The following is an 842-nucleotide window of genomic DNA, read 5'->3' as shown; positions in this document are numbered from 1 at the left end:
AGCTTTAACACCAGCGATAAAGCGTGAGCTGGTCAGCTATCTGATCGCGCAGTTTGCCATGAGCTTACGCCAGGCCTGCAGGACATTGTCGCTGAGCAGGACGGTATTTCGTTATCAGCCGGATACGCGACGTGATGAACCGGTGATTATGGCTCTGACCGTGGTGGCTGAACGCTATCCGCGATACGGATTTAAAAAGCTTTTTCAGGTGCTTCGCAGGCAGGGCAATAGCTGGAATCATAAAAGAGTTCACCGTATTTACTGCCTGCTGAAACTGAATTTTCGCCGTAAGGGAAAACAGCGCCTGCCGGTACGTAATCCGGCTCCGCTGGCAACGCCGGAGGCGATGAACCAGAGCTGGTCCATCGATTTTATGCACGATGCGCTGGTCTGCGGCAGACGCTTCCGGACCTTCAATGTGGTGGATGACTTTAACCGCGAAGCGCTGGCAATTGAAATCGATCTGAATATCCCGGCACAGCGGGTGGTCAGGGTGCTGGAAAGGATCGTGGCAAACCGGGGTTATCCGCTGAAACTGCGGATGGACAACGGCCCGGAACTCATCTCGCTGACGCTTGCGCAGTGGGCAGAAGAGCATGGAGTGATACTGGAATTTATCAAACCTGGCAAGCCAACACAGAATGCGTTTATCGAACGTTTTAACCGGACCTACCGGACAGAAATACTGGATTTTTATTTATTCAGAACGCTGAATGAAGCACGGGAAATTACAGAGCGCTGGCTGGCTGAATATAACAGCGAACGGCCTCATGAATCCCTGAACAACCTGACGCCGGAAGAGTACCGGCTGATGGCTGAAACACCGGAAATCTCAAAAAGTG

Annotated in this window: 1 protein-coding gene; it reads left to right on the top strand. The window is 52.1% G+C overall.

Annotated features, from left to right (window positions below; all coding sequences use genetic code 11):
- On the top strand, window positions 1-842 hold an 842-nt coding region (locus CWM52_RS25890; protein WP_100686662.1), incomplete at both ends, for an IS3 family transposase.

This window comes from Raoultella sp. T31 (assembly GCF_002806725.1).
In the GTDB taxonomy this organism is placed as follows: Bacteria; Pseudomonadota; Gammaproteobacteria; order Enterobacterales; family Enterobacteriaceae; genus Klebsiella; species Klebsiella electrica.
This window is presented reverse-complemented; position numbering and strand designations above follow the sequence as displayed.